The 24653-nt window shown below is 74.5% G+C and carries 23 protein-coding genes and 4 pseudogenes; 8 read left to right on the forward strand and 19 right to left on the reverse strand.

Annotation, left to right across the window (positions count from 1 at the left end):
• Positions 1-235: 235 nt before the first annotated feature.
• Positions 236-667 carry a hypothetical protein gene (locus BJF81_RS19720; protein WP_237770201.1) on the forward strand — a complete coding sequence of 144 codons (432 nt, stop codon included), beginning with the start codon at positions 236-238 and terminating at the stop codon, positions 665-667.
• Positions 637-1116: an HAD family hydrolase gene (locus tag BJF81_RS18655; RefSeq protein WP_237770211.1), complete on the forward strand. Its 480-nt coding sequence runs from the start codon at positions 637-639 to the stop codon at positions 1114-1116. Before BJF81_RS19720 ends, BJF81_RS18655 begins: the two co-directional genes overlap by 31 nt.
• A gap of 8 nt (positions 1117-1124) precedes the next feature.
• Here the strand turns inward: BJF81_RS18655 and trmD are convergent.
• The 7 genes and pseudogenes from trmD to BJF81_RS21095 all read right to left on the reverse strand — a co-directional run.
• Positions 1125-1835: pseudogene (gene trmD, locus BJF81_RS11315) on the reverse strand (tRNA (guanosine(37)-N1)-methyltransferase TrmD); the annotation flags it as partial.
• The gene (gene rimM / locus BJF81_RS11320) at positions 1832-2356 is read right to left on the reverse strand and encodes a ribosome maturation factor RimM (RefSeq protein ID WP_075958423.1); all 525 of its coding nucleotides are present in this window, start codon (positions 2354-2356) and stop codon (positions 1832-1834) included. The pseudogene trmD and the gene rimM, both read right to left, overlap by 4 nt.
• Before the next feature lie 107 nt (positions 2357-2463).
• The gene (locus tag BJF81_RS11325) at positions 2464-2706 is read right to left on the reverse strand and encodes an RNA-binding protein (RefSeq protein WP_075958424.1); all 243 of its coding nucleotides are present in this window, start codon (positions 2704-2706) and stop codon (positions 2464-2466) included.
• Between the two features lie 2 nt (positions 2707-2708).
• A complete protein-coding gene (gene rpsP, locus BJF81_RS11330; protein ID WP_075958425.1) occupies positions 2709-3236 on the reverse strand; it encodes a 30S ribosomal protein S16 in 528 nt (175 codons plus the stop codon).
• A 169-nt stretch (positions 3237-3405) separates the two neighbouring features.
• Positions 3406-3795 carry a hypothetical protein gene (locus BJF81_RS21085; protein ID WP_342447138.1) on the reverse strand — a complete coding sequence of 130 codons (390 nt, stop codon included), beginning with the start codon at positions 3793-3795 and terminating at the stop codon, positions 3406-3408.
• Positions 3796-3995: 200 nt separating this feature from the next.
• Positions 3996-4583 (reverse strand): annotated as a pseudogene (locus BJF81_RS21090) (hypothetical protein); the annotation flags it as partial.
• Between the two features lie 92 nt (positions 4584-4675).
• Positions 4676-4903 (reverse strand): annotated as a pseudogene (locus tag BJF81_RS21095) (helix-turn-helix domain-containing protein); the annotation flags it as partial.
• Between the two features lie 166 nt (positions 4904-5069).
• Between BJF81_RS21095 and aceA the strand changes: the two are divergent.
• Complete coding sequence (aceA, locus tag BJF81_RS11340) at positions 5070-6332, forward strand: isocitrate lyase (RefSeq protein WP_377465521.1); 1263 nt, start codon at positions 5070-5072, stop codon at positions 6330-6332.
• Between the two features lie 157 nt (positions 6333-6489).
• A complete protein-coding gene (locus BJF81_RS11345; protein ID WP_075958427.1) occupies positions 6490-8079 on the forward strand; it encodes an aldolase/citrate lyase family protein in 1590 nt (529 codons plus the stop codon).
• A 33-nt stretch (positions 8080-8112) separates the two neighbouring features.
• Here the strand turns inward: BJF81_RS11345 and BJF81_RS11350 are convergent.
• A pseudogene (locus BJF81_RS11350) lies at positions 8113-9215 on the reverse strand (amidohydrolase family protein).
• Between the two features lie 75 nt (positions 9216-9290).
• On the opposite strand from BJF81_RS11350, the gene BJF81_RS11355 reads away from it, so the two are divergent.
• Positions 9291-9989, forward strand: a complete 699-nt coding sequence (locus BJF81_RS11355) for a hypothetical protein (RefSeq protein ID WP_083664172.1) — start codon at positions 9291-9293, stop codon at positions 9987-9989.
• On the opposite strand, the gene BJF81_RS11360 is transcribed toward BJF81_RS11355, so the two are convergent.
• The 4 genes from BJF81_RS11360 to ffh form a co-directional block, all read right to left on the reverse strand.
• Entirely contained in the window at positions 9986-10567 is a 582-nt protein-coding gene (locus BJF81_RS11360) for a mismatch-specific DNA-glycosylase (protein ID WP_075958476.1), read from the reverse strand. The genes BJF81_RS11355 and BJF81_RS11360 overlap by 4 nt on opposite strands.
• Complete coding sequence (locus tag BJF81_RS11365) at positions 10564-11715, reverse strand: M4 family metallopeptidase (protein ID WP_075958428.1); 1152 nt, start codon at positions 11713-11715, stop codon at positions 10564-10566. The genes BJF81_RS11360 and BJF81_RS11365 overlap by 4 nt, the downstream gene beginning before the upstream one ends.
• A 50-nt stretch (positions 11716-11765) precedes the next feature.
• Positions 11766-12797: an LLM class flavin-dependent oxidoreductase gene (locus BJF81_RS11370; RefSeq protein ID WP_075958429.1), complete on the reverse strand. Its 1032-nt coding sequence runs from the start codon at positions 12795-12797 to the stop codon at positions 11766-11768.
• Between the two features lie 63 nt (positions 12798-12860).
• Positions 12861-14504, reverse strand: coding sequence for a signal recognition particle protein (gene ffh / locus BJF81_RS11375; protein WP_075958430.1), 1644 nt, complete (start codon positions 14502-14504; stop codon positions 12861-12863).
• A gap of 92 nt (positions 14505-14596) precedes the next feature.
• On the opposite strand from ffh, the gene BJF81_RS11380 reads away from it, so the two are divergent.
• Positions 14597-15532 carry an oxygenase MpaB family protein gene (locus tag BJF81_RS11380; protein ID WP_237770202.1) on the forward strand — a complete coding sequence of 312 codons (936 nt, stop codon included), beginning with the start codon at positions 14597-14599 and terminating at the stop codon, positions 15530-15532.
• 81 nt (positions 15533-15613) lie between these two features.
• On the opposite strand, the gene ftsY is transcribed toward BJF81_RS11380, so the two are convergent.
• The 4 genes from ftsY to BJF81_RS17590 form a co-directional block, all read right to left on the reverse strand.
• On the reverse strand, positions 15614-16804 hold the full coding sequence (gene ftsY / locus BJF81_RS11385; protein ID WP_075958479.1) for a signal recognition particle-docking protein FtsY: 1191 nt from the start codon (positions 16802-16804) through the stop codon (positions 15614-15616).
• A gap of 69 nt (positions 16805-16873) precedes the next feature.
• Positions 16874-17197, reverse strand: a complete 324-nt coding sequence (locus tag BJF81_RS11390; RefSeq protein ID WP_075958431.1) for a hypothetical protein — start codon at positions 17195-17197, stop codon at positions 16874-16876.
• A 142-nt stretch (positions 17198-17339) separates the two neighbouring features.
• Positions 17340-20990, reverse strand: coding sequence for a chromosome segregation protein SMC (gene smc / locus BJF81_RS11395; RefSeq protein ID WP_075958432.1), 3651 nt, complete (start codon positions 20988-20990; stop codon positions 17340-17342).
• Positions 20991-21065: 75 nt separating this feature from the next.
• Positions 21066-21347 (reverse strand): acylphosphatase, encoded by a 282-nt coding sequence (locus BJF81_RS17590; RefSeq protein WP_075958433.1) that lies wholly within the window; start codon positions 21345-21347, stop codon positions 21066-21068.
• A 24-nt stretch (positions 21348-21371) separates the two neighbouring features.
• Between BJF81_RS17590 and BJF81_RS11405 the strand changes: the two genes are divergently transcribed.
• Complete coding sequence (locus tag BJF81_RS11405) at positions 21372-22406, forward strand: Gfo/Idh/MocA family protein (RefSeq protein ID WP_158068669.1); 1035 nt, start codon at positions 21372-21374, stop codon at positions 22404-22406.
• 20 nt (positions 22407-22426) lie between these two features.
• Positions 22427-22711: a hypothetical protein gene (locus tag BJF81_RS18065; protein ID WP_141337514.1), complete on the forward strand. Its 285-nt coding sequence runs from the start codon at positions 22427-22429 to the stop codon at positions 22709-22711.
• Positions 22712-22777: 66 nt separating this feature from the next.
• Here the strand turns inward: BJF81_RS18065 and mutM are convergent, their stop codons facing one another.
• From mutM to rpmF, 3 genes are read right to left on the reverse strand one after another with little or no spacing between them, the layout of a single operon-like run.
• Positions 22778-23674, reverse strand: a complete 897-nt coding sequence (gene mutM / locus BJF81_RS11415; protein ID WP_075958435.1) for a bifunctional DNA-formamidopyrimidine glycosylase/DNA-(apurinic or apyrimidinic site) lyase — start codon at positions 23672-23674, stop codon at positions 22778-22780.
• The gene (gene rnc / locus BJF81_RS11420; RefSeq protein WP_075958436.1) at positions 23667-24440 is read right to left on the reverse strand and encodes a ribonuclease III; all 774 of its coding nucleotides are present in this window, start codon (positions 24438-24440) and stop codon (positions 23667-23669) included. Before rnc ends, mutM begins: the two co-directional genes overlap by 8 nt.
• A gap of 17 nt (positions 24441-24457) precedes the next feature.
• Complete coding sequence (gene rpmF / locus BJF81_RS11425) at positions 24458-24652, reverse strand: 50S ribosomal protein L32 (RefSeq protein WP_075958437.1); 195 nt, start codon at positions 24650-24652, stop codon at positions 24458-24460.
• Between the last annotated feature and the right edge of the window lies 1 nt (position 24653).

Genomic DNA, 24653 nt, shown 5'->3' on the forward strand with positions numbered 1-24653 from the left:
GGTTCGTCTCCTGCTGCTCATGGCCGCCACAGGTCGGCCACGGCACTCTGGTCCGCCGGGCCCGGGGGCCGGCACGGACGGTGTCGGTGGGTGTCGCGCGGGCCGGGTCCCCCGCGCGGCTCCCCCTGTGGCAGGGGCGCGAGGCTTTCGGCGAACCGGACCGGGACGCAAGGGTCAAGTCTGCCAGACCCCGGCCGGGCGTCCAAGTCCGTCACCGGCGGCCTACGATCGGCGCGTGCCCGTGCTGACGCTCCTCACCGACCCCGCCCGCACCCGCCTCCCCCGCACCGCGGCGGAGGGGCTGCCGGTGGCGTGGGACGCCGGGGAGCCCCGGTGGCTGGCCACCGGGGTGGCGGTGCAGGTCCCGCTCGCGGGCCGCGTCGCGGACGACGAGCTCCGCGACCTGCGCGCGGCCTGGTCGGACCGGGGCGTGGACGCGGTGGTCCAGCCGGAGGTCGTGCGGCGTCGGGTGCTGCTCGCCGACATGGACTCCACGATCGTCCAGCAGGAGTGCGTCGACGAGCTGGCCGCGCACGCGGGGGTGGGGCAGGAGGTGGCCGCGATCACCGCGGCCGCGATGAACGGCGAGCTGGACTTCGCCCAGCGCTGCGGGCCCGGGTCGCGCTGCTGGCGGGCCTGCCCACCTCGGTCGTGGAGACCGTCCTGACCGAACGGATCACGCTGACCCCCGGGGCCCGCGAGCTGGTCGCCACCATGCGCGCCCACGGGGCCCGTACGGCCCTGGTCTCGGGGGGCTTCGTCCCGTTCACCGCCGAGGCAGCGGCACGGGTGGGGTTCGACGAGCACCGCGCCAACGTGCTGCAGGAGCAGGACGGGGTCTTCACCGGCGAGGTGGAGGAGCCGATCCTCGGCGCGGAGGCCAAGGTCGCGGCGCTCCGGGAGATCACGGCCGGGCTCGGGCTGCGGCCCCGGGACGCGATCGCCGTGGGCGACGGGGCCAACGACCTGGGGATGCTGGGGCTGGCCGGCACCGGGGTGGCGCTGCACGCCAAGCCGGTCGTGGCCGAGCAGTGCGACGTCCGGGTCGACCACGGGGACCTCACGGCGCTGCTGTACCTGCAGGGCTACTCCGAGGCGGAGATCGTCGGCCGCTGAGGCCCGTCGCCGGCGGCGCGGCGGTCCAGCATGTCCGGCCGGCGCTGCGCGGTGCGCTCGACCCGCTGCTCGTGGCGCCACCGGGCGATCTGCCCGTGGTGCCCGGAGAGCAGCACGGCCGGGACCTCACGCCCCCGCCACACGGGCGGCTTGGTGTAGACCGGGTACTCCAGGAGACCGTCCTCGTGGGACTCCTCGACGAGGGAGGCCTCGTTGCCCACGACCCCCGGGACCAGTCGGACGACCGCCTCGGTCATCGCCAGCGCGGCCACCTCGCCCCCGTTGAGCACGTAGTCGCCCAGGCTGAGGACCGACAGGGGGTAGCGCCCGGCGAACTCCTCGTAGACCCGTTCGTCGATGCCCTCGTAGCGGCCGCAGGCGAAGACGAGCCAGTCCTCCTCCGACGCCATCCGCCGGGCCTCGGCCTGGGTGAACGGCTCCCCGCCGGGACCGGGGACCACGATCCGGGGGGTCCGGCCGCGCACGGCGGAGCAGATCTCGTCCAGCGCCTCCCCCCAGGGCTCCGGCCGCATCACCATGCCCGCGCCACCGCCGTAAGGGGTGTCGTCGACCGTCCGGTGCCGGTCGTGCGTCCACGTCCGCAGGTCGTGGACGTGCACCTCGACCAGGCCGTCGCGCCGGGCGCGGCCGATGAGCGAGAGGTCCAGCGGCGCGAGGTAGTCGGGGAAGATCGTCACCACGTCGATCCGGAGGGTCACCTCCCCTCCCCCAGCTCGAGCAGGCCCGGCGGCGGGTCGACCACGACCCTCCCGGCCTCCTCGTCGATCTCCGGGACCAGCTCCTCGACGAAGGGCACGAGCACGCTGCCGCTCCCGGTGTCGACCTCGAGCAGGTCCTGGGCGGGCCGCAGGTGGAGGGCGGTCACGGTGCCGAGGGGGGTCCCGTCCGGCAGCACGACGGCCAGGCCGAGCAGCTCCTCCTCGCGCCAGGCCTCGTCGTCCCCGGCGTCCTCGTCGGGAACGAGCAGGCGGGTGCCCCGCAGCGCCTCGGCGGCGGTGCGGTCGGGGTGCCCCTCGAACCCGAGGAGGTAGATGCCCTGGTGGACCCGCACCGACCGCACCCGCAGCGGACCGGCCTCGACGGGGTCGGTGGCGAACTCGGCCCCCGGCACGAAGCGCCGTCCGGGCTCGTCGGTGTGCACCTGGACGGTGACCTCCCCGCGGAGGCCGTGCGGCCTCCCGACGCGTGCGGCGACGATCTCCGGCCGGTCCTGGACCATGGGCTACCTCCCTTGTGGGGGAACTGCAGGGTATGGGGTGGGGCCGGACGCAGCACGCCCGCCGGGCGCAGGTGCGCCGGGCGGGCCGTGCTGGAGCGGGCGTGGGCTCAGCGCTGACGGTCGGTGTCGACGATGTCGACCCGGACCTTCTGACCGCCGGCCAGGGCGCCCACCACCGTGCGCAGCGCGCTGGCGGTGCGACCTCGGCGGCCGATGACGCGGCCGAGGTCGTCCGGGTGCACGCGGACCTCGAGGATGTCCCCCTGCCGGGCGCCGCGGGTCCGGACGGTCACGTCGCCGTCGTGGTCCACGATGCCCTTGACCAGGTGCTCCAGCGCCTCCTCGAGCACGGTCAGGCCTGCTCGGTCTGCTCGGCCGCCTCGTCGCCGGAAGTGGACGCCGCCGAGGAGTCGGTGTCCGCGGCGGGCGCGGTCTCCTCGGCCTTGGGCTCCTCGGCCTTCGCCTCGTCGGCCTTGGGCTCCTCGGCCTTGTCCTTCTTGCTGCGGCGCTTGGTGGCCGGGGCGTCGGCGTCGTCCTGGTCGGCGGCCGCGAGGGCCGCCTCGTACAGGGCCTTCTTGTCGGGCCGGGGCTCCTTGACCTTCAGGGTGCCCTCCGCGCCGGGCTCACCCTTGTACCGCTGCCAGTCACCGGTCACCCGGAGCAGGGCGGCGACCTGCTCGGTCGGCTGGGCGCCGACGCCGAGCCAGTACTGCACCCGCTCGGAGTCGATGTCGATGAGCGAGGGCTCCTCGGTGGGGTGGTACTTGCCGATCTCCTCGATCGCACGGCCGTCGCGCTTGGTGCGCGAGTCCATGACGACGACGCGGTAGTACGGTGCACGGATCTTGCCCATGCGCTTCAGGCGGATCTTGACAGCCACGTGTGGGGTGTCTCCTGTTCTGGGTTGTGGGCACGGCGAGACCGCAGGCGAATCACTGCGGGGAGTCGTGGCCCGGTGTGTAGGCGTCCGGTCCAGCCGGGGCGACCGGACGGGTACAGCGGTCCATTGTGCCAGACACCGACGTCTTCCCCAACCGCCCGGCGGGACCTCACTGCCGGGCGTGCTCGGCGACGAACCCGAGGACCTCGGTGTCGTCGACCCCCGGGAAGACGCCGGGAGGCATGACCGCCAGCAGGTGCGAGTGGGCCCGGGCGCTGGGCCACACCTTGCCCTGCCAGCGCCGGGCGAGCTCCGGCGGTGGCTGGGTGCAGCAGCGCGGGTCGGGACACCCCGACACCCGCCGCTGGGTGGTGTCCCGGCCACGCATCCAGCGCACCTGGTCGAAGGGCACGCCGACGGCGACGGAGAACCGGCCGGCAGGGGTCTGCTCCGCCACGGCCGTGCACCAGAACGTGCCGCGACCGGTGTCGGTGTACTGGTGGTACACCTCCCCCGTCGGCTGCTCGAAGACCACGCGGGCGGTCCAGGACCGGCACACCCGGGCACCCTCGATGCGCCCGAGGCGTCCATCGGGAAGCGGATCCCGTCGTTCTCGTACGCCTTGTAGACCACCCCGTCGGCGCTGGTCCGCATGAAGTGCACCCGCAGGTCCAGGTGGCGGGTGGCCAGGTTGCAGAACCGGTGGGCCGCCGTCTCGAACGAGACCCCGTAGGCGTCCCGAAGGTCCTCGAGGGCGATGTCGCGGTCCTGCTTGGCCCGCTGCAGGAACGGCACCGCGCTGGAGCGCGGGAGCAGGACCGCGGCGGCGAAGTAGTTGATCTCCACCCGTTGGGCGAGGAACTCCGCGTAGTCGCGCGGGGGCTCGTGCCCCAGCACGGTGTGGCCCAGCGCCTGCAGCGCGGTCGCCGGAGGTCGTGGCCGCCACGGACGGGGACGTAGATGCGCCGGTGCTCCAGGTCGGTCACGGTGCGGGTGGAGGACGGCAGGTCGGTGACCGGCTCGATGGTGAAGCCGACGTGCCGGGCGATGCGGTTGACCGCCTCCCGGGTGACGGGGCCGTGGGTGTGGTCGACCACCGCCGCCAGCTCGGCGGCCCGCTCCTCGATGAGGGGGAAGTAGTTGTCCGCCTCCCGCATGAGCCGACGCAGCTCGGCGTTCGCGGCCCGCGCGTACTCGGGCGTGGCCGTCCGGTGGTGCTGCAGGCCGACCACCGTCTCGTACATCCCCACCAGCGCCTCCAGGGCGTCGTCCGGCAGTCCCGGGCCGACCCGCACCTCGGGGATGCCCAGGCTCTCGAAGCCCGGCGAGCGCTGGGCCCGCTCCCACCGCACCTCGAGGGCCGCCCGCCTGCTGGGGGGCGCTCCGGCCAGCAGCTGGTCGGCCTCGACCCCGAGGGCCTGCGCCAGCGCCGTGAGGGTCGACACCCGGGCCTCGCGCCGACCGTTCTCGATCAGGGACAGGGCCGAGGCCGACAGCCCGGTGCGCCCGGCCAGCGCGGCGAGGGTCAGGCCGGCCTCCCGCCGGTGGTGGCGCAGGCGTCGGCCGAGGGCCACGGGATCCCCCGAGCCGGCCGTGGACCCGTCCGCGGTCCCCTCCAGCCGGGCGGACGGGGTGAACGGCAGCACCCGCTCGTGCACGGTAGTCATCTGTGCACGATAGCGAAAGAAGTGCGAAAGTTCACACCACCTCGGGGGTGCAGCGGGGCCAGTGGTGCGGCACAGTTGTCAACACGGACCGATCACCACGACAGACAGGGGTTCAACGATGACCACCACCACCCGGACGAACGACACCCGCCTCTCCCCGGCCGAGATGGCCGTCGAGCTCGAGCAGCAGTGGGCCTCCGACCCCCGGTGGGCCGACGTCCAGCGGCGCTACTCGGCCGAAGACGTGGTCCGGCTGCGCGGGTCGGTCGTGGAGGAGCACACCCTGGCCCGCCGTGGCGCCGAGCGTCTGTGGGAGGCCCTGGAGACCAAGCCGTTCACCCGGGCGCTCGGCGCGCTGACGGGCAACCAGGCGGTCCAGATGGTCAAGGGCGGCCTCGAGGCGATCTACCTCTCCGGCTGGCAGGTGGCCGCCGACGCCAACCTGGCCGGCGAGACCTACCCCGACCAGAGCCTGTACCCGGCCAACTCGGTGCCGGCCGTCGTGCGCCGGATCAACAACGCGCTCAAGCGGGCCGACCAGATCGCCTGGATGGACGGCGAGACCGACACCGACTACTTCGTGCCGATCGTGGCCGACGCCGAGGCCGGTTTCGGCGGCCCCCTCAACGTCTTCGAGCTGATGAAGTCGATGATCGCCGCCGGCGCCGCCGGCGTGCACTGGGAGGACCAGCTCGCCTCCGAGAAGAAGTGCGGCCACCTGGGCGGCAAGGTCCTCGTGCCGACCTCCCAGCACGTGCGCACCCTCAACTCCGCCCGCCTGGCCGCCGACGTCCTGGACGTGCCCAGCGTCGTCATCGCCCGCACCGACGCCCTCGCCGCCGACCTGCTGACCAGCGACGTGGACGAGGTCGACCAGCCGTTCATCACCGGGGAGCGCACCTCCGAGGGGTTCTACCGCGTGCGCAACGGCATCGAGCCGGTGCTGGCCCGGGCCAAGGCCTACGCCCCCTACGCCGACCTGATCTGGGTCGAGACCGGCACGCCCGACCTGGGCCTGGCGCGGGAGTTCGCCGAGGAGCTGCACAAGGAGTTCCCGAACCAGAAGCTGGCCTACAACTGCTCGCCCTCCTTCAACTGGAAGGCCGCCCTGTCCGACACCGAGATCGCCGAGTTCCAGGACAAGCTGGGCGAGCTGGGCTACGCCTTCCAGTTCATCACCCTGGCGGGCTTCCACTCGCTCAACCACGGGATGTTCCACCTGGCCCACGGCTACGCCCGGACCGGGATGAGCGCCTACGTGGAGCTGCAGGAGGCCGAGTTCGCCGACGCCGAGCGGGGCTACACCGCCGTGCGTCACCAGTCCGAGGTCGGCACCGGGTACTTTGACGCTGTGAGCACCGCGGTCAACCCGGAGTCCTCGACCACGGCGCTGTCGGGCTCCACCGAGACCGAGCAGTTCCAGCACTGAGCGACCCCACCACGGTGCACCCGGTGGCCGACGGCGACCTCGTCGCCGGCCACCGGGTGCCGCCGTCCCGCGGGGCCACGCCGGACCGTCGTGACCTCGACGGGCCGGTGCCCACCGTCCCCGACCGCAGAACCGCCCCGGAGGCAAGGACAGCCCGATGGACAGCTACCTCACCGACCTGCTGGACGACGACGGACTGACGGCGCTGGCCGCCGTGGAGCGCTCGACCCGGCCCGAGCGGCTGCGTCTGATGAGGACCCGCAAGGACCTCAGCCGGCGGGTGCAGGCCGGGGAGGACCTGGCGCTGGACGAGGCGACACGGGCCGTGCGGGAGGACTCCACCTGGCGGGTCTCCCCCCCTCCGCCCGACCTGACCTACCGCCTCGTCGAGCTGGCCACGCCCGCCACCGCCGAGGCCGCCAAGGGGGCCCTGGGTGCCGGTACCGACGTCTGGGTGGCCGACCTGGAGGACATGCTGGTCCCCACCCCGGCCCGGCTGACCGCCGCCCACCAGGTCATCGCCGAGGTGGCCGGCTCCCGCGCCGGCGACCCCGAGCCGAGGGTGCCGACCCTCATGGTCCGCCCGCGCGGCCTGCACCTGCCCGAGGCGCACCTGCTGGTGGACGACGAGCCGGTGAGCGCACCCGTCGCCGACGTGGTCACCTTCCTCGCCCGGTGCGGGCAGGGCCTGCTGGACAACGGCACCGGCCCCTACCTCTACCTGCCCAAGCTGGAGACGGGCGAGGAGGCCGCCTGGTGGGACGACCTGCTGACCCGCAGCGAGGGGGCCCTCGGGCTGCCCCCAGGGTGCACGCGGGTCAGCGTGCTGGTGGAGACCGTGCAGGCGGTCTACCAGCTCGAGGAGATCCTGCACGCGCTGCGCCACCGGGTCACCGGGCTGGCCGCCGGCCGGTGGGACTACGTCTTCTCCCACCTGCGCACCTACGGCCACCGCCCGGACCACACGCTGCCCGACCGGGACGCGTTCACGATGAACACCCGCTTCCTGCGGACCTACACCGAGGTCATCGTCCGCACCTGCCACCGGCGGGGCGTGCAGGCCATCGGCGGCCCCATCGCGCTGGCCGCCAGCGGTCCGTTCGACGAGTCGGTCGCGATGACCCACGCCCGGGTCCACCGGGACAAGGCCCGCGAGGCCAAGCAGGGCTTCGACGGCGCCTGGACCCTCCACCCGGCCCTCGTGCCGGTGGCCCGGGCGCCGTTCGAGGAACGGGACCGTCTGGCGGGCGCGGACGCGACCGGCCGGTGGCGGGCGCAGGGGGAGGACGAGCCCCAGGTGGTCGTGGACCCCGAGGCCCTGCGCGACGTCAGCGCCCTGCCCGGCACGGCCACGCTCACCGGCATGCGGACGGCGCTGCGCTCGTCGTTGACGTACCTGACCGGGTGGCTCGCGGGTGAGGGCACCGCCGTGATCGCCGGCCACATCGAGGACTTCGGCACCGTCGAGCTGGCCCGCATGCAGCTGTGGCAGTGGCTCGCCCACGAGACCCGGTTCGCCGAGGGACCGACGATGTCGACCCGTCTGCTGGACCGCGTGCTCGAGGACGAGGTCGCGCTGATCCGGCGGCGGGGGGCCCGGGAGGACCTGCTCCAGCACGCCGTGCGGCTCCTGCGGGACGCCGTCGTCGCCGAGGAGCCGCCCGCGTTCCTGTCCGTGCAGGCCTACGAGGTCCTGCTCGCCGTCTCCCGGTCCGCCGGGTCTCTCGAGGGCGGGTCGGCCGCCTGAGGCCGACCGGGGCGACCGGCGGCGTCGGGCCGGTCAGCCGCGTGCGCCGGAGTGCCGGTGGCTCACGCCCCGCAGGATGACCTTGTCCGGCGCGGCCATCGTGCGCACGTCCGCACGCGGGTCCTCGCGGTAGACGACCAGGTCGGCCGACTCGCCCTCCTCGATGCCCGGGCGGCCCAGCCAGGCGCGGGCGGACCAGGTGGCCGCCCCGATGGCCTCGAGGGCGGTCATCCCGGTCCGGGTCAGCGCCTCCACCTCCTGGGCCACCAGCCGTGGGGCAGCTGCCCGCCGGCGTCGGTGCCCACGTAGACGGGGATGCCCGCCTCCCGGGCCTTGGCGACCGTCTCGTAGCGTCGCTCGTAGAGGTCCATCATGTGGTCGGCGTAGGTGGGGAACTTGCCCCGTCCCGCCTCGGCGAACGCCGGGAAGTTGTCGATGTTGACCAGGGTCGGGACGATCGCGATCTGCTGCCGGGCGAAGGTCTCGATCGTCTCGTCGGTCAGACCCGTCGCGTGCTCGATGCAGTCGGTCCCGGCGGCGGCGAAGTCGACGAGGGACTGCTCCCCGAAGCAGTGCGCCGTGACGCGTGCCCCCTCCTCGTGGGCCGCGGCGATCGCCTCGGTCAGGACGTCGACCGGCCAGCACACGCCGAGGTCGCCCGTCTCGCGGTCGATCCAGTCGCCGACCAGCTTGACCCACCCGTCGCCGTTGCGGGCCTCCTGCCGCACGTACTCGACCAGGTCCTCGGGCTCGATCTCCCAGGCGAAGTTCCTCAGGTAGCGCCTGGTGCGCGCGATGTGCCGGCCCGCACGGATCAGGCGCGGCAGGTCCTCGCGCTCCTGGACCCACCGCGTGTCGGCCGGGCTGCCGGCGTCCCGCAGCAGCAGGGCCCCGGCGTCCCTCTCCGCGAGCGCGTGCTCCTCGGCGCGGGCATCGTCCACGGCGCCGTGCGCCTCGAGCCCGACGTGGCAGTGCGCGTCGACGAGCCCGGGGACGGCATACCCGTGCACCGTCTCCACGTCGCCGCCGGTGGGCGCGCTCAGGCTGAACCGCCCGTCGACCACCCAGACCTCGTCCAGCACCTCCTCGGGTCCGACCAGGACCTGGCCCTTGACGTGCAGCACCGGTGAACTCATCTGCGCCTCGCCTCCTCGCGGGTATGCCGTGCGGTCAGGCTATCGGTGCACCCGGCCCGGGTAGACTGGACCCTCGTGCCCGGACCCCACCAGCCCGCCCAGCCGCCGCCCTCCCGTGCCTCCCTGGAGGTCCCGCGGGTCGACCTGGGGGAGCTGATCCGCGACGCGGCGGAGGGTCGCTTCCCGGCGGCGGACGGCGGCTTCTCCCGGTCGACGCCCTGGGTGCCGGGGGTCGAGGCCGCGGTCGCCCTGACCGGCCACGCGGTGATGGTGGTGGACGAGCACGTCACCGACGGTCAGCTGGCCGCCCTGGGCGTCCACGGGTTCGGCGGTGCGCACGACCCTCGCGTCGCCGTCGCCCTGGCCGGCGACGGGCCGATCAACGTGCTCGACGTGCTCCTGGTGGGCCGGGGCACCGGTCGGGGCGGTCCCCTGGTGCACCGGCCCGACCTCGCCGAGACCGACCGGGCCGTCCATGCGGGCGAGTGGCGCGACCATGTGGACGTCTACGGACTTCCGGACCCCGCGAGCACGGCGCTGGCGACCCTGTCCCTGGGGATCGGCGGGCTGCCCGAGGTCGGCATCCAGGCGCAGGGCGGTGATGCCGACGTCCTCCTGGAGGGCATCCTCGGCCGGCTGCCCGCCGGGGATGTCCTCGTGGCCTCCGTCACGCCGGGCAACGCCCGCTCGCTGCGGTTCTTCCTGCGGCACGGGTTCGTACCGCTGGGCAGCGAGCAGCTGTGGAAGCCGTCGCGCCTGCGGCCCGTGGTCTAGGCGGGGAGGACCCCCGCGGCCCGGGCGGCCCGCGCGTAGGCGGTGGCGAGCGTGTCCACCGTCTCGTGGGCGTTGAGCCCGCTGGGGTTGGGCACCACCCACAGCTGCGCCCCCTCGAGGTCCTCCGGCTGCCGGCCGACGACCGCCCGGCGTTCGCCGAAGGCGGTCCGGTAGGCGGTGATGCCCGCGACCGCCACGACGACGGGCGGCGCGCGCCGGACGAGCGCACGGAGCCGGGCGCCGCCCTCCCGCAGCTCGGACGCCGTCAGCTCGTCGGCCCGGGCGGTGGCGCGGCGGACGAGGTTGGTGATCCCCAGCCCTCGACGGAGCAGGGTCTCGCGCTGGGCGTCGTCCAGGCCGGCGGCGGGGTCGACCGGCCCGGGCAGGATCCCCGCCCGGTGCAGCGCCGGGTAGAACCGGTTGCCGGGGTGGGCGAAGTGCGTCTGCGTGGCCGCGGTCCACAGTCCCGGGTTGATGCCCACGAAGAGCAGCCGTACGCGACCGTCGGACGGCAGCAGGTCGGGGACCTCGGCGTCCCGGAAGCCCTCCAGCTCGGCGCGGGTGAACCGTCGGGTCATCCGACCGGCACCCCCACGCCGGCCCACGCGGCCTGCAGGGCCCGCGTCACCTCCTCGCCCTCGGCCCTGTCGCCGTAGCGTCGCCGGGCCGCGGCGAGGGTCGCGTCCGCGAACCGGACGAAGTCCACGTCGCGCGGCACGAGGCCCCGCGTCGTCATGGTGTCGTACCAGACCTGCCCCGCCCGTTCCCAGGAGTGACCGCCCAGGGCGGTGGCGAACAGGTGGAACGCCTTGTTGGGGATCCCCGAGTTGACGTGCACGCCACCGTTGTCGTTGTCGGCGTCGTGCGGCAGCACGACGTAGTCGTCCATGTGCGCCGGCTGCGGGTCGCGGCCCAGGACCGGGTCGTCGTAGGCGCTGCCCGGTGCGGCCATCGACCGCAGCGCCACCCCCTGGACCCGGTCGGTGAACAGCTCGGCGCCGATGAGCCAGTCCGCCTCGTCCACGGTCTGACCCCGCACCCACTGCCGGACCAGCGAGCCCCAGACGTCGGAGGCGGACTCGTTGAGCGCGCCCGGCTGGCCCACGTAGGTCAGACCGGCGGTGTACTGCGTGAGCCCGTGGGCCAGCTCGTGGGCGACGACGTCGACGCTGCGGGTGAACCGGTCGAAGTAGACCCCGTCGCCGTCGCCGAAGACCATCTGCCGACCGTCCCAGAAGGCGTTGTCGTAGTCGCGCGCGTAGTGCACGGTGGCCACGAGCGGCAGACCGCGGCCGTCCAGGGAGTCCCGGTCGTAGACGTCGGCGAGGAGCTGCCAGGTCGCGCCCAGCCCGTCGTACGCCTCGTCCACCGAGACGTCCCCGGAGGGGTCCTCACCCTCGGACCGCACGAGCGTCCCGGGCAGGGACGTGCCGTGCCCCGCGTCGTGCACCGACCGTCGGGGCGTCGCCGCCGCGGGCACCCCGGCGGGAACGGCGTCGGTGGCCGGCGCGGTGGGCGCAGCCCGTTGCTGGAGCGGGCTGGTGATGATGCCCTGACCGGCCGGGGGGTGTCCCCCGGGCCACCGGGTGGCCAGGACCTCGCGCCGGTGGCGGACCTGCGTGCTGTCCCGCAGGGTGAACTCCACGGCCGGTCGCATCCCGGGCTCGGCCGCCAGGAGCCGTTGCAGCACGTGGGGCGGGATGATCGAGCAGCGCGGGAACGACATACCCGCACCCTGGCACGGCGCACCGACACCCCGCCGGTGGGACGGAGCGCTCAGCCCTCGGCGAGGAGCTCGCGGACCCGGGGGGCGACCTGGGTGCCGTAGAGCTCGATGGAGCGCATCAGCTGCCCGTGCGGCATCGGCCCGTTGGCGTACTTGAGGTCGAACCTCGACAGACCCAGGGACCGGACGGTCGCGGCGATCTTGCGGGCGACCGTCTCCGGGGAACCGACGTAGAGCGCGCCCTGCGCGATCTCCGCGCGGTAGTCCTGCGGGGTCAGCGGGCCCCACCCGCGCTCGGCCCCGATGCGGTCACGGTTGGCCTTGAAGTGCGGGTAGAGCTGCGTCGCGGCCAGCTCGTCGGTCTCGGCGACGTGGCCGGGCGAGTGCACCGCGACCGGCAGGACGGGGCCTCCGCCGTCGGCGAGGAGGCGTCGGTAGAGGTCGGCGAAGGGAGCGAACCGCTCGGCGGGTCCGCCGATGACCGCCAGCATGAGCGGGAGCCGGTAGGAGGCGGCCCGGACGACGCTCTGCGGCGAGCCGCCCACCGCGATCCAGGTGGCCAGCCGGCCGGACCCGGTGCGGGGCCAGACCTCCTGCTGCACCAGGGGCGGGCGAGTCGTGCCCTCCCAGCTCACCGGCCGCTCCTCGAGGAGACGGCTGAACAGGTCGAGCTTCTCGCTGAACAGCGTCTCGTAGTCCCGCAGGTCGTACCCGAACAGCGGGAACGACTCGGTGAACGACCCCCGCCCCAGGACGACCTCGGCGCGCCCGCCGGACAGGGCGTCGATCGTGGAGAACCGTTCGAAGACCCGGATCGGGTCGTCGGAGCTGAGCACGGTCACCGCCGAGCCGAGGCGGATCCGCGTGGTCCTGGTCGCCAGGCCGGCCAGCACCACGTCCGGGGCGCTCACCGCGAAGTCCGGCCGGTGGTGCTCGCCCACCCCGAGGGCGTCGACCCCGACCTCGTCGGCCAGCACCCCCTGCTCGACGACGTGGCGCAGCACCTGCGCCGCCGTCTCGGGCGTGCCGTCCTCGCGCACGCTGACGTCGCCGAAGGTGTCCAGCCCCAGCTCCACGGTCATCCCGGGTCCTCCTCCATCGTTTGTTGAACCGTCAACGATATGAGGAGCCGGACTGTTCCCCGGCTACTTCTTGCCCCCGTCCAGGAACTTCTCGAAGCCGGGAGGCAGCTTGAGCCCCGCGAGGTCGTCGGCGGAGGGGTCGGCCTGCCCCTCCCCCATGCCCGGGGCGCCCGCGCCGAAGGCGTTCTCGAAGGACGCCGTCCGGGCCTCCTGCGCCTTCCGGGCCGCCTCCTGCTCCTGCTGGGCCCGCTTGGCCGGGTTGCCGGACTTGCCCTTCTTCTTCTTCGGGGCCGGCTTGCCCCGCCTGCCGCCGCCGGGGCCACCCGCTCCCGGCATCCCGGGCATCCCGGGGATGCCGCCGCCCTTCTTGAGCTGACGCATCATCTTCTGCGCCTCGCCGAAGCGCTCCAGCAGCTGGTTGACCTCCGAGACCGAGGTGCCCGAACCGCGGGCGATCCGGGCCCGGCGGGAGCCGTTGATCTGCTTGGGGTGGTTGCGCTCGAACGGGGTCATCGACCGGACCATCGCCTCGACCCGGTCGAACTCGCGCTCGTCGAGGGAGTCGAGCTGGGCCCGCATGCCCTGCATGCCCGGCATCATCCCGAGCATCTGCTTGAGCGACCCCATGCGCTTGATGGCGGCCATCTGGTCCAGGAAGTCGTCGAACGTGAAGTCCTCGTCGGAGAGGAACTTGCGCGTCATCTCCTTGGCCTGGACCTGGTCGAACGCGCGCTCGGCCTGCTCGATGAGGGTGAGCACGTCCCCCATGTCGAGGATGCGCGAGGCCATCCGGTCGGGGTGGAACAGCTCGATGTCCTTGACGCCCTCACCGGTGGAGGCGAACAGGATCGGCTGCCCGGTCACGGTCGCGACCGACAGGGCCGCGCCACCCCGGGCGTCGCCGTCGAGCTTGGTCAGCACGGACCCGGTGATGCCGACGCCGTCGGAGAAGGCCTTGGCCGTCTCGACCGCGGCCTGACCGATCATCGCGTCGATGACGAACAGCACCTCGTGGGCGTTGGTCTCGATCCGGATGTCGCTGGCCTGACGCATGAGGTCGACGTCGATGGACAGACGCCCCGCGGTGTCGATGATGACGACGTCGTTGCCCTTGCGCCGGGCCTCCTCGACGCCGTCCACCGCCACGTCGACGGGGTCCCCGAAGGAGCGGGTCCCCTCCCCGCTCGCCAGCGCGGCGTCGTGGCCGTGGACGTTGCCCCGCTCCGGGGCGAACACCGGGACCCCGGCCCGCTGCCCGACGACCTCGAGCTGGGTGACGGCGTTGGGGCGCTGCAGGTCGGCGGCCACGAGCATGGGCGTGTGCCCCTGGTCGGCCAGCCACCGGCCGAGCTTCCCGGCGAAGGTCGTCTTGCCCGAGCCCTGCAGCCCGGCCAGCATGATCACCGTCGGGGGGTTCTTGGCCAGCCGCAGCCGGCGGGTCTCCCCGCCGAGGATCCCGGCCAGCTCCTCGTTGACGATCTTGACGACCTGCTGGGCCGGGTTGAGCGCCTGGTGCACCTCCGTCCCGAGGGCCCGCTCACGGATCCGCCCCGTGAACTGCTTGACCACCGGCAGCGCGACGTCGGCGTCCAGCAGCGCGATCCGGATGTCCCGGATCGTCGCGTTGAGGTCGGACTCGGTGACGGTGCCCTTGCGCTTGAGGTTCTTGAAGGTCAGCGTCAGTCGGTCGGAGAGGGAGTTGAACACCCCGCAAGGATACGTGCGGCCGGGCCGGCCCCGGGGACCACCGCCCGACGGGACGGCTGAGGCGGGCTCCCGGCCCGCGCCATACTGGCGGCGTGGACCACCTGCCCTCCGCGCTCGAACCAGCCCGCCGCCGGCTGGCGAGGGCCCTGCGCGACCGGGTCGCCGGGCCGGACGCCGAGCGACGTGCGCAGGCGATCTGGCTGGCGCCGGGACCCCGTCGCTTCGCGCCCGACGACCCGATCTGCCGGGTCCAGGGGCACGCCGCGATGTATGTCGGCGGGATCCGGGCGCTGCTGCTGCAGTCGCTGCATCCGCTGGCCATGGCCGGCGTCGGGGAGCACTCCGGCTACCGCGGCGACCCGTGGGGGCGGCTGCAGCGCACGAGCGAGTTCCTCGCGGCGACGACCTTCGGCCCCGTGGAGCTGGCCGACCGCGTGGTCGAGCGGATCAACCGCGTGCACACCACCGTCGCCGGGACGGCCCCGGACGGGCGGCCGTACGCGGCCACGGACCCGCACCTGCTGCGGTGGGTGCACGTCGCCGAGATCGACAGCTTCCTCGTCGCCCACCAGCGTTACGCGCGTCGCCCGCTGACCCCCGCGGAGGCCGACCGCTACGTCGCCCAGGCCGGGAGCGTCGCCGCCCGCCTGGGCGTGGTCGACCCGCCGACGACGACGGCGCAGCTGCGGGCCGAGCTCGACCGTTTCCGCCCCGAGCTGCGCACCACGGCGGGGGCGCGCGACGTGGCGCGCTTCCTGCTGGCCGAGCCACCGCTGCCGTGGCCGGCACGTCCAGGCTTCTGGATGCTGGCCGCCGGGGCGGTGGAGCTGCTGCCGCCGTACGCCCGCGGGATGCTCGACCTGCATCTGCCCGGGCCGCTGCGCCGGGCGGACGACCTGGTGCTGGGACTCGTCGCCGCGCCCCTGGGCCGGCTGGGCACGGCCGCGGTCCGGTGGGCGCTCGGGGACCCGACAGACCCCCGCAACCGGGCGGGCAGCTCGCAGGTCCCGGCCGGCTCGCGGTCCTGAGGGGTCTCAGCCGACGATCACCTCGGTCGGCCTCCGCCACCGGCTCCGGTCCTCGCCGCGCTGCGGGTCCTCGCCGGTGCGTCAGCCGACGATGGCGCTGACGAAGGCCTCCGGGTCGAAGGGTGCCAGGTCGTCCGGTCCCTCGCCGAGGCCGATGAGCTTGACGGGGACGCCGAGCTTGCGCTGGACGTTGACGACGATGCCGCCCTTGGCGGTGCCGTCCATCTTGGTCAGCACGATGCCGGTGATGGCCACCTCCCGGGCGAACTCCTCGGCCTGGCGCATGCCGTTCTGCCCCGTCGTGGCGTCCAGGACGAGCAGGACCTCGCCCACGGGGGCCAGCTTCTCGACCACCCGCTTGATCTTGCCGAGCTCGTCCATCAGCCCACGCTTGGTGTGCAGGCGGCCGGCCGTGTCGACGATGACGACGTCGGACTCCATCTCGATGCCGGCCTTCGTCGCCTCGTAGGCCACCGAGGCGGGGTCCGCACCCTCCTGGTCGGAGCGGACCGCCGGGACGCCGACCCGCTCGCCCCAGGTCTGCAGCTGGTCGGCGGCGGCGGCCCGGAACGTGTCGGCCGCCCCCAGGAGCACGTCCTTGTCCTCGGCCACCAGGACGCGCGCGAGCTTGCCGACGGTGGTGGTCTTGCCCGTGCCGTTGACCCCGACGACGAGGATCACGGCCGGAAGGCCGTCCGTGCGGCTGGCGGCGATCCGCCGGTCCATGCTCGGGTCGACGAGGGCCAGGAGGTCGTCGTGCAGCCACTGCTTGACCTGGACGGGGTCCGAGGTCCCGTCCACCGCCACCTGACGGCGCAGCGAGGCCACCAGCTCCTCGGTGGCCTCCACGCCCAGGTCGGAGGCCAGCAGGGTGTCCTCGACCTCCTCCCAGTCCTCCTCGCCGAGCCCTCCGCGGGACAGCAGGGCGAGCAGGGCGTTGCCGATGGCCGTGTTGGACCTCGCCAGCCGGGCCCGCAGCCGCTGCAGGCGGCCCCGGGCCGACTCGGGCCGTTCGAGGGTCGGCGCGGCGGGGCCCGCCCCGGGCTCCACCGCGACACCGCCACCGCGGTCCTCCACCTCGGTGCCGGCGGGCGGCTCCTCGGTGAGGACGTCCCCCTCGGTGCGCCGCTCGCCCGCACGCCCCGGCGTGCGGGGCAGGGTCGTGGACCTTCCCCCGCGGCCACGGACCAGCGCCACCAGCGCGACGAGCGCGCCGATGACGACGACGCTGACGAGGGTCAGGATCTCCCAGAGCTCATTGATCGGTCCCACCCGGCCAGTCTCCCAGACGCCGGGCCGCCGACCGAACGGCACCGACGGGCGGCGCCGAGGTCCCGACCGTCAGCTGGCGGGACGCAGGCGGTCGTCGTCCTCGCGGTCCGACCCGTCCGACGACCCGCGGGCCGGGGCCTGACGGGCGGTGCGGACCTCGCGCTCGCCGACCCGGGACCGGAGGGCCTGGGTCCGCTGCGAGGCGGACCCGGCGAGCTGCTCGCTGCGGGTGACCACCTTCTGGCCGGTGCGCCGCGCACCGGCGAGCAGCTCCTCGCCCTCGGGCGTCCAGAACTCGCCCCGGCCCTCCCGACGGGCCTCGAGCATGACGTAGCCGACGACCCCGGCGCCGAGGGCGACGCACATGAGCATGGCGAGGACGAGAGCGAACATGTCTCCCAGTGTGCCGTGCACGGGGCGGGACGACCCAACCGGCGGCGCGCGTGTCCGCACGCAGGGTGCCGATCGTGACCGGTCTCACAACCGGCGGCCCGCGGTCCCCGGAGACGGCCGTGCTGCGTCGGGGGCGACCCGTTCAGGCCGGGGCGTCGACGTGCTCCGGACCGGTGGCACCGGCGGGGGCGACGTCCCGCACGCGCTGGCTGACGACCGTCGTGACGCCGTCCCCGCGCATGGACACCCCGTAGAGCGCGTCGGCCACCTCCATGGTGCGCTTCTGGTGGGTGATGACGATGAGCTGGCTGGAGTCGCGCAGCTCCTCGAAGAGGGTGATCAGCCGTCCGAGGTTGGTGTCGTCCAGGGCGGCCTCGACCTCGTCCATGATGTAGAACGGGCTGGGCCGGGCCTTGAAGATCGCGACGAGCAGGGCCACGGCGGTCAGGGATCGCTCCCCGCCGGAGAGCAGGGAGAGCCGCTTGATCTTCTTGCCGGGCGGACGCGCCTCCACCTCGATGCCGGTGGTCAGCATGTCGTCGGGGTCGGTGAGCGTGATCCTGCCCTCGCCGCCGGGGAACAGCCTGGCGAAGACCCGCTCGAACTGGGCGGCGGTGTCCCGGAAGGCCTCGGAGAAGACCCGTTCCACCCGCTCGTCCACCTCCTTGACGATCTCGAGCAGGTCGGCCTTGGAGCGGCGCAGGTCCTCGACCTGCTCGGTGAGGAACTGGTGGCGCTCCTCCAGCGCGGCGAACTCCTCCAGGGCCAGGGGGTTGACCCGCCCCAGGGCGGAGAGCTGACGCTCGGCCCGCCGCAGGCGCTTCTCCTGCTCGGCCCGCACGAACGGGACCGTGCGGGGGCCGGCGTCCTCGTCCGTGTCCTGCCCGCTCCCCCCGTCCGCGACGGCGTCGTCCAGCACCGGCACGGGCAGGTGGGGGCCGAACTCGTCGACGAGGACGGCCGGGTCCACGCCCAGCTCGTCCATGGCCCGTGCCTGCAGCGTCTCGATCCGCAGCCGCTGCTCGGCCCGGGCGATCTCGTCGGCGTGCACCGAGTCGGTCAGCTCACGCAGGTCCCCGACCAGCTGGTGCGCCCTGGCCCTGGCCTGCGCCAGGGACCGCTCCCGGTCGGCCTGCTCCGTCCGCATCCGGTCGCGCTCCTCGGCGGCCCCGGCGAGCAGGTGCTCCACCCGACCCGAGAGGTATGCCGCTCCCGCGGCGACGGCGTCGGCGGTCGCCCGGTCCTGGGCCCGGCGGCGGCGACGGGCGGCGGCCCGCTCGCGTGCGGCCAGCTCGTTGCGGGCGGCCGCCTCCAGGGCATCCGCGCGGCCGCTGAGGGCCCGGGCCCGCTCCTCCTGCGTGCGCAGCGCCAGCCGCGCCTCGGTCTCGGCGCTGCGGGCCCGGGCGGCCGCCTCGGCCAGCCGCTCACGCTCCCCCGTGTCGGGCTCCTCGGGCTGCCCCTCGGTGGTGGCCTCCGCGTCGGCCAGTCGCTGCTCCAGCTCGGCCAGCTCGGCCCGGGTGGCCGCCAGGGCCTCCTCCGCCGTCCGCACGGCGGCGGTGTGCCGGTCGTGCTCGACCCGGGCCGCCCGGACGACCTGCCCCAGGTGGGCCAGCTGCTCGGCGACGGCCGTCATCCGCGCGTCCGAGTCGTGGAGGGCGTCGAGGGCGGCCTCGGCCTCCGCCTCGGCGGCCGAGAGCCGGTCCCGGGCGCCCGCGAGCTCGAAGGTCAGCCGTTCCGCCCGGCCGGTCGCCGCGCCGGCCCCCGCCCGGGCCTCGTCCAGGGCGGACTGCAGCTCCAGCAGGCTCGGGGCCGCGCTGGAGCCGCCTCGCACCCACCCGGGGCCGTAGACGTCCCCCTCCGGGGTGACCGCGGTCGTCGGGGGCAGCTCCTCGACGAGCCGCAGCGCGGCGTCGGCGTCGTCGACCAGGGCGACCCGGTCGAGGAGGGCGGCCAGGGCCGGCAGGAGCCCCACGGATTCCTCGGCCGGGCCGATGACGTCGACCGCCCACACGGCGTCGGCGGGCAGCGTGGGCCGCCCGGCCGGGGGGACCTGCCCCTGGCCGGGCACCAGCAGGCCTGCCCGGCCCTGGTCCTGGGCGCGCAGCCAGGCCAGGGCCTCCGCGGCGGTGGTGTGCCCGTCGGCGACGAGGGCCTCCCCCGCCCAGCCGAGGGCGGCCGCGACCGCGGCCTCGCGTCCCGGCTCCACCTGGACGTGATCGGTCAGCGGTCCCAGCAGCCCGGTGACCTCGTCGGTGGCCAGCAGGGCGGAGGCTCCGTCGGTCCGGCGCAGGCTGAGCGCGAGGGCCTCGACCCGGGCCTCCAGCGCGCCCTGCTCGGACTGGGCCTGCCGCAGCTCCTCGGCCAGGCGCTCCACCTCGGCACGCGCCTCGTCACGGCCCCGCTCCGCCGTCTCGAAGCCTGGTCGAGGTCCTCCTCCCCCCCGTTCCACGTCGAGCACGGTGCCCTCGAGGGCGGCATACTCCTGCTCGGCCGCCGACGCGCGCTCGACCGCGGCGGCGGCCGCGGCGGTGAGCCGGGCGATCTCCTCCTCACCTCCCTCGAGCCGGGAGCGGCGCGCGGCCACCTGGCCGGAGAGCCGGGCCAGCCCCTCCCGCCGGTCCGCGGCGGCCCGGGCCAGCCGCGCCAGGCGGTCCTGCTCCCGGGCGTGGGCCTGCTCGGTCTCCGCCCGGGCCTGCTCGGCGGCGGCGAGCGCCTCGGTCAGCTCCGCGACCCGGGCCAGCAGCGCGTCCTCCTCGACCCGCACCTGCCGGGCCTGGTCCCGCAGCCGCTCGGGGTCGCGGCCCCGCCCGGAGCCGGTCTCCTCGCCCCGCAGGTCCTCCTCCTCGGCGCCGAGCAGGCGGACCCGTTCCCGGGCGAGCTCGGCCAGCGCCCGCACCCGTTCGAGCAGGGAGGAGAGGGTGTACCACCGGTCCTGCACCTGCTGCAGCACCGGCGCCGCCGTCGCGACGGTCTCCTCCAGGCCGGCGACCTCGCGCTCGGCGTCACCCACCTGCTGCTGCACGGCCTCCCGGCGGCGCAGCAGGGCCTCCTCGTCGGCCAGCTCCTGCTCCAGGGCGCTCGTCAGCTGGACGAGGTCGTCGGCCAGCAGCCGCAGCCGGGCGTCCCGGACCTCCGCCTGGATCGTGGCGGCCCGCCGCGCCGTCTCGGCCTGCCGTCCCAGCGGTCCCAGCTGGCGCCTGATCTCGGCGACGAGGTCGGCCAGCCGGGTCAGGTTGCCCTCCATCGTCTCCAGCTTGCGCAGGGCGCGCTCCTTGCGCTTGCGGTGCTTGAGGACCCCGGCCGCCTCCTCGATGAAGCCACGCCGCTCCTCGGGCGTGGCCCGCAGCACGGCGTCGAGCTGGCCCTGGCCCACGATGACGTGCATCTCGCGGCCGATCCCGGAGTCGGAGAGCAGCTCCTGGACGTCGAGGAGCCGGCAGCCGGTGCCGTTGATGGCGTACTCCGAGCCCCCGCTGCGGAACATCGTCCGGGTGATCGTCACCTCGGAGTAGTCGATCGGCAGCGCACCGTCGGTGTTGTCGATCGTCATCGACACCTCGGCCCGTCCCAGCGGCGGACGGCCGGAGGTGCCCGCGAAGATGACGTCCTCCATCTTGCCGCCGCGCAGGCTCTTGGCCCCCTGCTCCCCCATCACCCAGGCGAGCGCGTCGACCACGTTGGACTTGCCCGAGCCGTTCGGGCCCACGATGCAGGTGATCCCCGGCTCGAGGCGCAACGTGGTCGTCGAGGCGAACGACTTGAACCCCTTGAGGGTCAGGCTCTTGACGTACACGCGGGCAGGCTTCTCACGGTCGACGGGCGGTGGTGCCGTCACGATACCCGCGTGCCGGTCGCGGGCCCGGCAGGCTCAGCGTTCGGAGAAGCCGGTGAGCCCGTCCCGAGGGGTGTGCCACTGCACGGTGACCGTGTCGACCCGGCCGGGGCGGCTGCGCACCGAGACCTTCTCGGAGAGCAGCTCCAGGAGGCGGTCGACGTCGTCCCGCTCCCCCTGCGCCTGCACCTCCACCCGACCGTCGGGCAGGTTGCGGGCGTGCCCGACGAGCCCCAGCTCGAGGGCCCGGGCCCGGGTCCACCAGCGGAACCCCACCCCCTGGACGCGGCCGCGGACGTAGACCAGTGCACGCTCCATGGCTCCGAGACTACGGTGGGACCCGTGAGCGAGCCGAGCAGCACCGCATACCCCCCGATCACCGACCGTCCCGTCCGCTGGGGCCTGCTGGCCGCCGGACGCATCGCCCGGGCGTTCGCCCAGGCCGTGGCGGCCGCGGAGGGGGGCGAGGTCGTCGCCGTGGCCGCCCGCGACGCGGGCCGTGCCCAGGCGTTCGCCGACGACCTGGGCGTGCCGCGCGCCTACGGCGACTACGCCGAGCTGCTCGCGGACCCGGAGGTGGACGTGGTCTACATCTCCTCCACCCACCCCTTCCACGCCGACCAGGCCGTGGCCGCCCTGCGGGCCGGTCGGCACGTGGTCGTGGAGAAGCCGACCGCGCTGACGGTGAGGGACACCGAGCGGGTCTTCGAGGCGGCCCGCCAGAGCGGACGGTTCGCGATGGAGGCGATGTGGACCCGGTGCATGCCCCTGGTCCAGGACCTCGTGGGCCGGGTGCGCGACGGGCAGATCGGCACGGCCCGCAGCCTCGCCGCCGCCTTCACCGTGCCGTTCGAGTACGACGAGGGCCACCGGGTCTTCGACCTGGACAACGGCGGTGGCGCCCTGCTCGACATCGGGATCTACCCGGTCACCCTGGCCCACCTGCTCCTGGGTCACCCCACGGACGTGCAGGTGCTGGGCTCGCGCGTGCCCACCGGTGCCGACGACCTCGTGGGGTTGCAGTGGATGACGCGGGAGGGGGCGGTGGCCCAGGTGCTGTGCGACTCCCGCAGCAGCGGCGCCAGCCGGACCGTCGTGCGCGGGACCGAGGGGTGGATCGAGGTGCACGGGCCGGTGAACGACCCGGAGGGTTTCACCGTCTACCGCGGCCGGGAGCCCGAGGGCGAGCTGGTGACCGGCGACCGGCGAGGGCTGGTCCACGAGGTGGAGGAGGTGCACCGCTGCCTCGCGGCGGGGCTGCTGGAGTCCCCCGTCGTGCCGCACGCGGACACGGTGGCGGTCATGACCATCCTGGAGTCGGCCCGGCGCGAGCTCGGGGTGCGCTACCCGCAGGAGGACGAACCGCTGCACACCTGAGCGTGGGGCAGACTGGGCCGATGACCGAGCTCCTCCTCTTCTCGGTCGGCGCCGTCCTGGCGCTGGCCCTGCTGGGCCATCTGGCCACCCCGCCGGTGGACCGGCTCCCCCCGCGCCGCTGGACGCCCGTCTACCTCCTCGACCGCGTCGGTGCCGGGCTGGGGCTGTTCCTGGGGGCCGGCCGGGAGCGGGCGGACCGGCTGGGACGGGCCGTGGACGAGCAGTCGCGCCGTCGGCGGCCGCCCCGGGACGGAGGCACGGACGGGGGCACGGACGCGTCGCAGGACGGTGGACCCACACCCTGAGGCGGGCACGCGGGTCGGAGCAGGATCCCCCGCGCGGCGCTCTCAGGCGCTCAGCCCTGTCGACGGTCAGGGACGGGGGCTGCGCGGCCGGACCTGGCACCGGGGGCAGGAGTGGGAGGAGCGGTTCATGAACTCCTCGCGCACGATCGGCGTGCCGCACCGGCGGCACGGGCGACCGGTGCGTCCGTAGGCGTCCAGCGACCGGTCGAAGTAGCCGCTGGCGCCGTTGACGTTGACGTAGAGCGCGTCGAAGCTGGTCCCGCCCTGGCCCAGGGCCGCTCGCATCACGTCGGTGGCGTGGTCCAGCAGCCGGCCCAGCGCCGGACGGGTGAGGGCGGAGGCCGGTCGACGGCCGTGGACCCCGGCGCGCCACAGCGCCTCGTCGGCGTAGATGTTGCCGATCCCGCTGACGACCCGCTGGTCGAGCAGCACCCGCTTGACCTCGCTGCTGCTGGCCTTCATCCGCCGCACCGCCGCTGCCCGGTCGAAGACGGGGTCGAGGGGGTCGGGCGCGATGTGCAGCACGGGCGCGGGTATGCCGTGGGGATGGGTCGGACCCCCGTGCGGGTCCGGGTGCAGCTCGGCGAGCGCCAGGCCCCCGAAGGTGCGCTGGTCGACGAACCGCAGCTGCGGCCCTGCGTCGGTGAAGTCGAAGGTGGCGTGCAGGTGCTTCTCCCGCGGTGCGTCCGGGGCCTCCACGAGCAGCTGCCCGCTCATCCCCAGGTGCACGACGAGCGCCTGGGGGTCGTCGTGCGGAGGACGGAGCACCAGCCACAGGTACTTGCCCCGGCGGTCGACCTGCTCGACCCGCGCGCCGGCCACCCGGGCCGCGAGGTCGGCCGGGCCGGCCGGATGGCGGCGTGCCACCCGGGACCCGGAGAGGACGGCCTCGGCGACCGTGCGCCCCCGGACGTGCTGCTCCAGCCCCCGCCGGACGACCTCGACCTCGGGCAGCTCAGGCACCGCTGCCGTCGGGGTCGTTCCCGTCGGCCGCAGGGGCGCCGCCGGCGGCGGGGGCCACCTCCACCACGCGGGCCGCCCGCTCGGTGAGGGTGCGCCACCCGGCCTCGGCGGCCTGCTGCTCGGCGGCCTTCTTCGAGCGGCCCTCCCCGGTGCCGACGACCTCCTCGTCGACGAGGACCCGGGCGGTGAACCTCTTGTCGTGGTCGGGCCCCTCGGACTGCACCCGGTACTCGGGCATGCCGAGCTCGGCCGTCGCCGCGACCTCCTGCAGGCTCGTCTTCCAGTCCAGGGCCGCCCCCAGAGCGGCGCTGCGCCGCAGCAGCGGGTCGAGCAGGTGGTGGACGAAGGCGTCGGCCGCGACCATGCCGGAGGAGAGGTAGACGCACCCGATGACCGCCTCGGTGGTGTCCGCCAGGATCGAGTCCTTGTCCCGGCCACCGGTGCTCTGCTCCCCCTTGCCGAGGCGCACGAAGTCGCCCAGGTCGACGACCCGGGCGACCTCGGCGAGCGCCCGGGAGTTGACGACCGCGGCCCTGAGCTTGGCCAGCCGCCCCTCGGGGAGCTCGGGGTGGGTCCGGTAGAGGGTGTCGGTGACGATGACGCCCAGCACCGCGTCCCCCAGGAACTCCAGGCGTTCGTTGTGCGGCTCCCCGTCGTTCTCGTAGGAGTAGGACCGGTGCGTCAGGGCACGCAGAAGCAGCGCCTCGTCGCAGGGCTGCCCGACGACCTGCGCGAGGTAGTCGTTGAGCTCGGCGACGGGGCGCATGCGTCGGCGCAGGATCGTCAGTCCTGGTGCTCGGTGCGCTCGGCAGCCGCGTAGTGGCGGCCGCCGTAGGTGCCGCAGCTGGGGCAGGCCTGGTGGGGGGTGCGCACCGAACCGCACTGCGGGCAGGTGCTCAGCGCGATCGGCGCGGCCTTCCACTGGGAGCGGCGGCTCCGGGTGTTCGAGCGCGACATCTTCCGCTTGGGGACGGCCACG

The sequence above is a fragment of the Ornithinimicrobium sp. CNJ-824 genome (genome assembly GCF_001942405.1).
GTDB lineage: Bacteria > Actinomycetota > Actinomycetes > Actinomycetales > Dermatophilaceae > Ornithinicoccus > Ornithinicoccus kibberensis.

Bases quoted from the DNA above. Each gene is read 5' to 3' on its own strand.
- rimM (WP_075958423.1), bottom strand. From the start codon at position 2,356: ATGGTCCAGGACCGGCCGGAGATCGTCGCCGCACGCGTCGGGAGGCCG.
- aceA (WP_377465521.1), top strand. From the start codon at position 5,070: ATGGCCGTCGAGCTCGAGCAGCAGTGGGCCTCCGACCCCCGGTGGGCC.
- BJF81_RS11345 (WP_075958427.1), top strand. From the start codon at position 6,490: ATGGACAGCTACCTCACCGACCTGCTGGACGACGACGGACTGACGGCG.
- BJF81_RS11360 (WP_075958476.1), bottom strand. From the start codon at position 10,567: ATGACCCGACGGTTCACCCGCGCCGAGCTGGAGGGCTTCCGGGACGCC.
- BJF81_RS11365 (WP_075958428.1), bottom strand. From the start codon at position 11,715: ATGTCGTTCCCGCGCTGCTCGATCATCCCGCCCCACGTGCTGCAACGG.
- BJF81_RS11370 (WP_075958429.1), bottom strand. From the start codon at position 12,797: ATGACCGTGGAGCTGGGGCTGGACACCTTCGGCGACGTCAGCGTGCGC.
- BJF81_RS11390 (WP_075958431.1), bottom strand. From the start codon at position 17,197: ATGTTCGCTCTCGTCCTCGCCATGCTCATGTGCGTCGCCCTCGGCGCC.
- BJF81_RS17590 (WP_075958433.1), bottom strand. From the start codon at position 21,347: ATGGAGCGTGCACTGGTCTACGTCCGCGGCCGCGTCCAGGGGGTGGGG.
- BJF81_RS18065 (WP_141337514.1), top strand. From the start codon at position 22,427: ATGACCGAGCTCCTCCTCTTCTCGGTCGGCGCCGTCCTGGCGCTGGCC.
- rnc (WP_075958436.1), bottom strand. From the start codon at position 24,440: ATGCGCCCCGTCGCCGAGCTCAACGACTACCTCGCGCAGGTCGTCGGG.